The organism is Ensifer sp. (genome assembly GCF_035999185.1).
GTDB lineage: Bacteria > Pseudomonadota > Alphaproteobacteria > Rhizobiales > Rhizobiaceae > Ensifer.
The window spans coordinates 1-9,233 of record NZ_DASYHB010000181.1; the positions used below are offsets into that span (position 1 = coordinate 1).

The following is a 9,233-nucleotide window of genomic DNA, read 5'->3' on the forward strand; positions in this document are numbered from 1 at the left end:
ACGGATAACAATGACTGAACTTCTCGGTTCCTACGTTCCGATCGCGATTTTCATTGGAATCGCACTGGTGATCGGTGTGGCGCTTCTGATTGCTCCCTTCGCCGTCGCCTTCAAGGCTCCTGATTCGGAAAAGCTGTCGGCTTACGAGTGCGGCTTCAATGCGTTCGACGACGCCCGCATGAAGTTCGACATCCGCTTCTATCTCGTGTCGATCCTCTTCATCATCTTCGACCTCGAAGTTGCCTTCCTCTTCCCCTGGGCGGTCTCGTTCCATGAGCTGGGTTGGTTCGGTTTCTGGTCGATGATGGTCTTCCTCGGTGTGCTGACGATCGGCTTTATCTATGAATGGAAGAAGGGAGCGCTGGAATGGAACTAGCATCCGGCACCACGCTCGTTGCGCCCAAGGCCAAGGGGATCATCGATCCCTCGACCGGCAAGCCGATCGGCAGCAATGACGCATTCTTCGGCGAGATCAATAACGAGCTCGCCGACAAGGGTTTTCTGGTCACCTCGACCGACGAGCTCATCAACTGGGCCCGTACCGGTTCGCTGATGTGGATGACATTCGGTCTTGCCTGCTGTGCAGTCGAGATGATGCAGATGTCGATGCCGCGTTACGACGCCGAGCGCTTCGGTTTCGCGCCGCGCGCCTCACCGCGTCAGTCCGACGTCATGATCGTCGCCGGCACGCTGACCAACAAGATGGCGCCCGCACTCCGCAAGGTCTATGACCAGATGCCGGAGCCGCGTTACGTCATCTCGATGGGCTCCTGCGCCAACGGTGGCGGCTACTACCACTATTCCTATTCCGTCGTTCGCGGCTGCGACCGCGTCGTTCCCGTCGATATCTACGTTCCAGGCTGTCCTCCCACGGCAGAAGCGCTTCTTTACGGCGTGCTTCTGCTGCAGAAGAAGATCCGCCGGACCGGCACGATCGAACGCTAAGGGCAGGGGGTCTTTGATATGAGTGAAGCCCTGAACGAGCTTGCGTCCTATCTGCGCGAAACGCGCGGCGCACTGATCTCCGATGCATCGCTGAATTTCGGCGAGCTGACGCTGACGACGACGTCCGCCAATCTCATCGCGCTGCTGACGTTCCTGCGCGACGACGTGCAATGCGCCTTCGTCAATTTCGTTGACGTCTGCGGCGTCGACTGGCCGCAGCGGCCGGACCGTTTCGACGTTGTCTACCACCTCCTGTCGCCGCGCCAGAACCTGCGCGTGCGCGTCAAGGTGTCGACCGGCGAGAACGAGCCGGTGCCGTCGGCAACGCCGGTTTATCCGGGCGCCGATTGGTTCGAGCGCGAAGCCTACGACATGTACGGCATCCTGTTTACCGGCCACCCGGACCTGCGCCGCATCCTGACGGACTACGGTTTCGAAGGGCATCCGTTGCGCAAGGACTTCCCGGTCACCGGCTTCGTCGAGGTGCGTTATGACGACCAGGCAAAACGCGTCGTCTACGAACCCGTCGAACTGAAGCAGGAATTCCGCAACTTCGACTTCCTCTCTCCCTGGGAAGGCACGGATTACGTGTTGCCCGGCGACGAGAAGGCGAAAGCACGGTAAGACTTTAGTGGCCCGCGGTAGCCGCCCAAGCGGCTGCCGTCCGGCCTGGAGCAATCGGTATGACCGAACATAACGTCCGCAATTTCAACATCAACTTTGGTCCGCAGCATCCGGCGGCGCACGGCGTTCTTCGTCTGGTGCTCGAGCTTGATGGCGAAATCGTCGAACGCGTCGATCCGCATATCGGCCTGCTGCACCGCGGCACCGAAAAGCTGATAGAGACCAAGACCTACCTGCAGGCCGTGCCCTATTTCGACCGCCTCGACTACGTGGCGCCGATGAACCAGGAGCACGCCTTCGCGCTCGCAGTTGAGAAGCTGACGGGCACGGAAGTGCCGATCCGCGGCCAGCTCATTCGCGTTCTCTATTCGGAAATCGGCCGCATCCTCTCGCATCTTCTCAACGTCACCACGCAGGCCATGGACGTCGGTGCGCTGACGCCGCCGCTCTGGGGCTTCGAAGAGCGCGAAAAGCTGATGGTGTTTTATGAGCGTGCCTGCGGCGCGCGCATGCACTCGGCCTATTTCCGTCCGGGCGGCGTCCATCAGGACCTGCCGCACGAACTCGTCGAAGACATCGGCAAGTGGATCGATCCGTTTCTCAAGACCGTCGACGACATCGACGAACTCCTGACCGGCAACCGCATCTTCAAGCAGCGCAACGTCGACATCGGCGTCGTCAAGCTCGATGACGCCTGGGCCTGGGGTTTCTCGGGCGTGATGGTGCGCGGTTCGGGTGCTGCCTGGGACCTGCGCCGCTCGCAGCCCTACGAGTGCTATTCGGATCTCGAGTTCGATATCCCGATCGGCAAGAACGGCGACTGCTTCGACCGTTACCTGATCCGCATGATCGAGATGCGCCAGTCGGCGCGCATCATGCGCCAGTGCGTCGATCGTCTGCTCGGCGATGCCAAGGTCGGCCCGGTTTCGTCGCTCGACGGCAAGATCGTCCCGCCGAAGCGCGGCGAGATGAAGCGTTCGATGGAAGCGCTGATCCACCACTTCAAGCTCTACACCGAAGGCTATCACGTGCCGGCCGGCGATGTTTACGCCGCAGTCGAAGCGCCGAAGGGCGAGTTCGGCGTCTATCTCGTCTCCGACGGCACCAACAAGCCCTATCGCTGCAAGATCCGTGCACCGGGTTACGCGCATCTCCAGGCGATGGATTTCCTCTGTCGGGGACACCAGCTTGCCGACGTTTCGGCCGTGCTGGGCTCCCTCGACATCGTGTTCGGTGAGGTTGACCGCTGATGCGTCTCGCGCCCCTGGCCACGCTCGCTCTTCTCGCGCTCGCATCGACCGCCTCCGCACAGGACGCGGTCGATAGCGGTGCGTCGAGCGGCTTGCGCGGGGGCTCGATGGCCGATCTCGTGGCCAAGGGTTACGAGATCAAGGCCGCGGTCGCCAATGGCACGCGCTACATCGTATTTTTGCAGAAAGACCAGTCAGCCTATGCCTGTGAATTCGTCTCGGTGACGAAATCGCGGTGCGGTTCGATTAACTGATAAGGTGTCCACTAGAATGTCCGTTCGTCGACTAGCCGAAGACACTGTCCAGCCGCCAAGCTTTGCCTTCAGCAAGGACAACGCCGCCTGGGCGAAGGAAACGATCAAGAAATACCCCAAGGGCCGCGAACAGTCCGCCGTCATCCCGCTGTTGATGCGCGCTCAGGACCAGGACGGCTGGGTCACGAAAGCCGCCATCGAGTCGATCGCCGACATGCTCGGCATGCCCTATATTCGCGTGCTCGAAGTTGCGACCTTCTACACCCAGTTCCAGCTGAAGCCGGTCGGTACGCGCGCTCACGTCCAGGTCTGCGGTACGACGCCCTGCATGCTGCGCGGCGCCGAAGACCTGATCAAGGTCTGCAAGAAGAAGATCGCCCACGATCCCTTCACGCTCAACGAGGGCGGCACGCTCTCCTGGGAAGAAGTCGAATGTCAGGGCGCCTGCGTCAACGCGCCGATGGTCATGATCTTCAAGGATACCTTCGAAGACCTGACGCCCGAGCAGCTCGAGCAGATCATCGACCGTTTCGAAGCAGGCAAGGGTGCCGAAGTCACCCCCGGTCCGCAGATCGATCGCATCTATTCCGCGCCGGAAGGTGGCCCGACGACGCTGACGCTTGTGGACGCGGCTCCGGCCAAGGCCACGACTCCTGCGAAGAAGACGAGCGCTGAACCGGCGGTTTCCGTTCCGCCGTCGAATGCCGCCCGTCCGAAGACCGCAGCGACCGAGACCAACGCGTCGATCAAGACACCGGTGACGGCAAAGGCAGAAGCTGCCGCCAACACCAAGGTCGAAGGCGGCACCGCCGACAAGTCGAAGCCGGCAAAGACGCCGGCCGTTTCCGGCAAGCCTTCGCTCGAAGACAAGAACCGCCCGTCCGGCATCGAGAAGCCGGCAGCCGCCGACGATCTCAAGCTGATCTCCGGCGTCGGTCCGAAGATCGAGGTTACGCTCAACGAACTGGGGATCTACACCTACGCGCAAGTTGCTTCGTGGAAGAAGGCCGAGCGCGAGTGGGTCGACGGATACCTGAATTTCAAGGGCCGCATTGAGCGCGACGACTGGGTCAAGCAGGCCAAGGCGCTCGCCAAGGGCGGCGAAGCCGAATACATCAAAGTCTTCGGCAAGAAGCCGCGGTAAAGAGGTGAATTATGCTCAGAGATGAAGACCGCATCTTTACCAACATCTACGGCCTCAAGGACAAGTCCCTGAAGGGCGCCATGGCGCGCGGCCACTGGGACGGCACCAAGCAGCTGCTCGAAAAGGGCCGCGACTGGATCGTCAACGAAGTGAAGGCCTCCGGCCTTCGCGGACGCGGCGGCGCCGGCTTCCCGACCGGCCTCAAGTGGTCCTTCATGCCGAAGGAAAGCGACGGCCGCCCGCACTATCTCGTCGTCAACGCCGACGAGTCCGAGCCCGGCACCTGCAAGGACCGTGACATCATGCGTCACGATCCGCACACGCTGATCGAAGGCTGCGTCGTCGCCAGCTTCGCCATGGGCGCGCATGTCGCCTATATCTACGTGCGCGGTGAGTTTGTCCGCGAGCGCGAGGCGCTGCAGGCGGCAATCGACGAATGCTACGCCTACGGCCTGCTCGGCAAGAACAACAAGCTCGGCTACGATATCGACATCTACGTGCACCATGGTGCCGGCGCCTACATCTGTGGCGAAGAGACGGCCCTGCTCGAAAGCCTTGAAGGCAAGAAGGGCCAGCCGCGCCTGAAGCCGCCGTTCCCGGCCAACATGGGTCTCTACGGCTGCCCGACGACCGTCAACAACGTCGAATCGATCGCGGTCACGCCGACCATCCTGCGCCGCGGCGCTGGCTGGTACACGAGCTTCGGCCGTCCGAACAACCACGGCACCAAGCTCTATTCGGTTTCCGGCCACGTCAATCGCCCGTGCACGGTCGAAGACGCGATGTCGATCCCATTCCACGAGCTGATCGAAAAGCACTGTGGCGGTATCCGCGGCGGCTGGGACAACCTGCTCGCCGTCATCCCCGGCGGTTCGTCCGTTCCTTGCGTGCCTGGCGCGCAGATGAAGGACGCGATCATGGATTTCGACGGCCTGCGCGAAGTCGGTTCCAGCCTTGGAACCGCCGCCGTCATCGTCATGGATCGGTCGACCGACATCATCAAGGCGATCTGGCGTCTCTCGGCCTTCTACAAGCACGAGAGCTGTGGCCAGTGCACGCCGTGCCGTGAAGGCACCGGCTGGATGATGCGCGTCATGGAACGCATGGTTCACGGCCGCGCCCAGAAGCGCGAAATCGACATGCTGTTCGACGTGACCAAGCAGGTTGAAGGCCACACGATCTGCGCGCTCGGCGACGCAGCCGCCTGGCCGATCCAGGGCCTGATCAAGCATTTCCGTCCGGAGATGGAAGCGCGGATCGACGAATACACGCGCAATGCCTCGTCGCACGGCGCGGTATTGCAAGCGGCGGAGTAAGGCACGATGGCCGGCGCACGCGAGGAGGGACAGATGAAAGGACAGGCCGAAGCAGGCATTCCATTCGCGCGTCCGCTTGGCGGCGATCCGGCCGATCCGTTCGGCATGGGCGAATGGATGAAGAACTTGCCGCAGGTGCCGCTGCACCCGCTGATGGTTCATCCGGCTGCCGCTGTTGCGGCAGCAACCGCGATCGGCTTCGGCTTCACCAGTCACGTTGCGGGCGTCATGCTTGGCGCGATGCAGGGTGCCGTCGAAGCGGCGCAGAAGCGCGCCGAGCCGGTCGCCCGTGGGCTTTCTGAGGTCGCCGGGACGGCGTCGCAGGCAGCCGCAGCCGAAGCGGAAACGGTCGTGAAGCCCTCCGCGTCGGCAAAGCGTGCCAGCGCAAGGCCGGCTGGCAAGAAGGTCGCGACCGAAAAGACCGCCAAGGTTCGCGCCGCCGCCAAGACGCCGGTTGCTGACGACCTCAAGCGGATCTCCGGCATCGGACCGAAGCTCGAGCAGGTGCTGAACGCGAAGGGCATTCGCGGCTTCGCCGACATTGCCGCCTGGAGCGCAACAGATATTGCCCGTTTCGACGACGAGTTGGGTTTCGGTGGTCGGATCGGGCGGGACGATTGGGTCGGACAGGCCAAGGCGCTGAAAGGCGCTTGAAACGATAAGGGGCGGGGTCGGAGACGGTCATCGCCCGCAAGCAGCAAGGCTGTGTTGGAATTGTCCGTCACCTCCAGGTCGACGGACGGAAGACAGGATTGAGTACGAAGATGGCAAAGCTGAAAGTCGACGGAAAAGAGATCGAGGTACCGGATCATTTCACGCTGCTTCAGGCGTGCGAAGAGGCCGGAGCCGAGGTTCCGCGCTTCTGTTTCCATGAGCGGCTGTCGGTCGCCGGCAACTGCCGTATGTGTCTTATCGAGGTGAAGGGAGGGCCACCCAAGCCCGCCGCTTCCTGCGCCATGGGCGTGCGCGACCTCCGTCCGGGCCCGAACGGCGAAGCCCCGGAAGTCTTCACGACCACACCGATGGTCAAGAAGGCGCGCGAAGGCGTGATGGAATTCCTGCTGATCAACCATCCACTCGATTGCCCGATCTGCGACCAGGGCGGCGAATGCGACCTGCAGGACCAGGCGATGGCCTTCGGCATCGACAGTTCGCGCTACCAGGAAAACAAGCGCGCCGTCGAAGACAAGTATATCGGCCCGCTCGTCAAGACCGTGATGAACCGCTGCATCCACTGCACGCGCTGCGTTCGTTTCACCACCGAAGTCGCCGGTATCGCTGAACTCGGGCTGATTGGCCGCGGCGAAGACGCCGAGATCACCACCTATCTCGAGCAGGCGATGACGTCGGAACTGCAGGGCAACGTCGTTGACCTCTGCCCGGTCGGCGCGCTGACCTCGAAGCCGTTCGCCTTCACCGCCCGTCCGTGGGAACTGAACAAGACCGAATCCATCGACGTGATGGATGCGCTGGGTTCGGCGATCCGCGTCGATACCCGCGGCCGCGAAGTCATGCGCATCATGCCGCGCGTCAATGAAGAGATCAACGAAGAGTGGATCTCCGACAAGAGCCGCTTCATCTGGGACGGCCTGAAGACGCAGCGTCTCGATCGTCCTTACGTCAAGAAGGATGGCCGTTTGCAGCCTGCCACCTGGGGCGAAGCCTTCCAAGCGGTCAAGGCTGCAGTTGCCAACACCTCTGGCGACAAGATCGGTGCGATTGCCGGCGACCTCGCTTCGGTCGAAGAAATGTACGCGCTGAAGGAACTGATCGCGTCTCTCGGCTCCGAGAGCATCGACTGCCGCCAGGACGGCGCAGCGCTCAACCCTGCCTTCGGCCGCTCCAGCTACATCTTCAACCCGACGATTTCGGGTATCGAGAGCGCTGACGCGCTGCTGATCGTCGGCTCCAACCCGCGCTTCGAGGCGTCTGTCCTCAATGCCCGCATCCGCAAGCGTTACCGCATGGGCAACTTCCCGATCGCCGTCATCGGCGAGCCCGGGGAACTGCGCTACGAATACGAATACCTTGGCGCCGGCACCGAAACGCTTGCCGAACTCGTTTCCGGCAAGGGCAAGTTTGCCGCGACCCTGAAGAAGGCGCAGCGCCCGATGATCATCATCGGCCAGGGCGCCGTTGCAGGGGAGGGCGGTCAAGCCGTTCTCGCCGCTGCCGCCAAGCTCGCGAGCGCCGTCGGTGCTGTGACCGCCGACTGGAACGGCTTTGCCGTTCTGCACACGGCTGCGTCCCGCGTTGGTGGCCTCGACCTCGGCTTTGTGCCGGGTGCGAACGGCAAGACGGCAGCCGAAATGGTTTCCGGCTCTGACGTTCTCTTCCTGCTCGGCGCCGATGAGATCGACCTGGCTGCCCGCAAGTCCGGCTTCACCGTCTATATCGGTTCACACGGCGACAACGGTGCGCATGGCGCCGACGTCATCCTGCCGGGCGCGACCTACACCGAAAAGTCCGGCACCTGGGTCAATACCGAAGGCCGTGTTCAGATCGGCAACCGCGCCGGCTTCGCACCGGGCGATGCCCGCGAAGACTGGGCGATCGTTCGCGCGCTCTCCGACGTCCTCGGCAAGAAGCTGCCCTTTGATTCGCTTGGCGAATTGCGCGTTAAGCTCTATGCGGCGCACCCGCATTTCGCCGACATCGACGCAATCGCTGCCGGCAACGGCGACGAAATTGCCGCACTTGGCCAAAAAGCCGGTGAGATGGGCAAATCCGTGTTTGCGTCTCCGGTCAAAGACTTCTATTTGACGAACCCGATAGCGCGCGCATCCGCCGTCATGGCCGAATGCTCGGCTTTGGCACGCAACAATTTCAAAGCTGCGGCGGAATGAGCGCGAGGGAATAGAGTATCATGGACGCTTTCATTTCGACCTATGTCTGGCCCGCGATCATCATGGTCGCCCAGTCGCTGCTGCTCCTGGTCGCGCTGCTGCTTTTCATCGCCTACATTCTGCTCGCCGACCGCAAGATCTGGGCTGCCGTCCAGCTGCGTCGCGGTCCGAATGTGGTGGGCCCCTGGGGGCTTTTCCAGTCCTTCGCCGACCTTTTGAAGTTCGTCTTCAAGGAGCCGGTCATCCCGGCCGGCGCCAACAAGGCGATCTTCCTGCTCGCACCGCTCGTCTCCGTGACGCTGGCGCTCGCCGCATGGGCGGTGATCCCGCTCAACGCCGGATGGGTGATTGCGAACGTCAACGTCGGCATCCTCTTCGTCTTCGCCATATCTTCGCTTGAGGTTTATGGCATCATCATGGGCGGCTGGGCGTCGAACTCGAAATATCCTTTCCTCGGCGCGCTTCGCTCGGCGGCACAGATGGTTTCCTACGAAGTCTCGATCGGCTTCGTCATTGTTACCGTTCTGCTCTGCGTCGGTTCGCTGAACCTGACGGACATCGTCAACGCACAGTCGACGGGCATCGGCACCAACCTCGGTCTGCCGGCATCCTTCCTTGACTGGCACTGGCTGGCGCTGTTCCCGATGTTCATCGTGTTCTTCATTTCGGCACTCGCCGAAACGAACCGCCCGCCCTTCGATCTGCCGGAAGCGGAATCCGAACTCGTCGCCGGCTTCATGGTCGAATACGGCTCCACGCCGTACATGATGTTCATGCTCGGCGAGTACGCTGCCATCTGCCTGATGTGCGCGCTGACGACGATCCTCTTCCTCGGCGGCTGGCTGCCTCCGGTC

General features: G+C 62.3%; 10 protein-coding genes. All 10 read left to right on the forward strand.

What is annotated here, in order from left to right; translation table 11 throughout:
- Positions 1-10: 10 nt before the first annotated feature.
- Positions 11-376, forward strand: coding sequence for an NADH-quinone oxidoreductase subunit A (locus VGO04_RS24730; protein WP_034803593.1), 366 nt, complete (start codon positions 11-13; stop codon positions 374-376).
- Positions 367-945: a NuoB/complex I 20 kDa subunit family protein gene (locus tag VGO04_RS24735; protein WP_104665718.1), complete on the forward strand. Its 579-nt coding sequence runs from the start codon at positions 367-369 to the stop codon at positions 943-945. The genes VGO04_RS24730 and VGO04_RS24735 overlap by 10 nt, the downstream gene beginning before the upstream one ends.
- 18 nt (positions 946-963) lie before the next feature.
- Positions 964-1,569: an NADH-quinone oxidoreductase subunit C gene (locus tag VGO04_RS24740; protein WP_327498611.1), complete on the forward strand. Its 606-nt coding sequence runs from the start codon at positions 964-966 to the stop codon at positions 1,567-1,569.
- A gap of 59 nt (positions 1,570-1,628) precedes the next feature.
- Complete coding sequence (locus VGO04_RS24745; protein WP_327498612.1) at positions 1,629-2,819, forward strand: NADH-quinone oxidoreductase subunit D; 1,191 nt, start codon at positions 1,629-1,631, stop codon at positions 2,817-2,819.
- A complete protein-coding gene (locus VGO04_RS24750; RefSeq protein ID WP_327498613.1) occupies positions 2,819-3,073 on the forward strand; it encodes a hypothetical protein in 255 nt (84 codons plus the stop codon). Before VGO04_RS24745 ends, VGO04_RS24750 begins: the two co-directional genes overlap by 1 nt.
- 16 nt (positions 3,074-3,089) lie before the next feature.
- Positions 3,090-4,217, forward strand: a complete 1,128-nt coding sequence (locus VGO04_RS24755) for an NADH-quinone oxidoreductase subunit E (protein WP_327498614.1) — start codon at positions 3,090-3,092, stop codon at positions 4,215-4,217.
- Between the two features lie 11 nt (positions 4,218-4,228).
- Entirely contained in the window at positions 4,229-5,533 is a 1,305-nt protein-coding gene (gene nuoF / locus VGO04_RS24760; RefSeq protein ID WP_327498615.1) for an NADH-quinone oxidoreductase subunit NuoF, read from the forward strand.
- Between the two features lie 6 nt (positions 5,534-5,539).
- Complete coding sequence (locus tag VGO04_RS24765) at positions 5,540-6,187, forward strand: NADH:ubiquinone oxidoreductase (protein WP_327498616.1); 648 nt, start codon at positions 5,540-5,542, stop codon at positions 6,185-6,187.
- A 110-nt stretch (positions 6,188-6,297) separates the two neighbouring features.
- Entirely contained in the window at positions 6,298-8,379 is a 2,082-nt protein-coding gene (nuoG, locus tag VGO04_RS24770; RefSeq protein WP_327498617.1) for an NADH-quinone oxidoreductase subunit NuoG, read from the forward strand.
- A gap of 20 nt (positions 8,380-8,399) precedes the next feature.
- Positions 8,400-9,233, forward strand: an 834-nt coding sequence (gene nuoH / locus VGO04_RS24775) for an NADH-quinone oxidoreductase subunit NuoH (RefSeq protein WP_327498618.1), incomplete at its 3' end; no start/stop codon positions are given.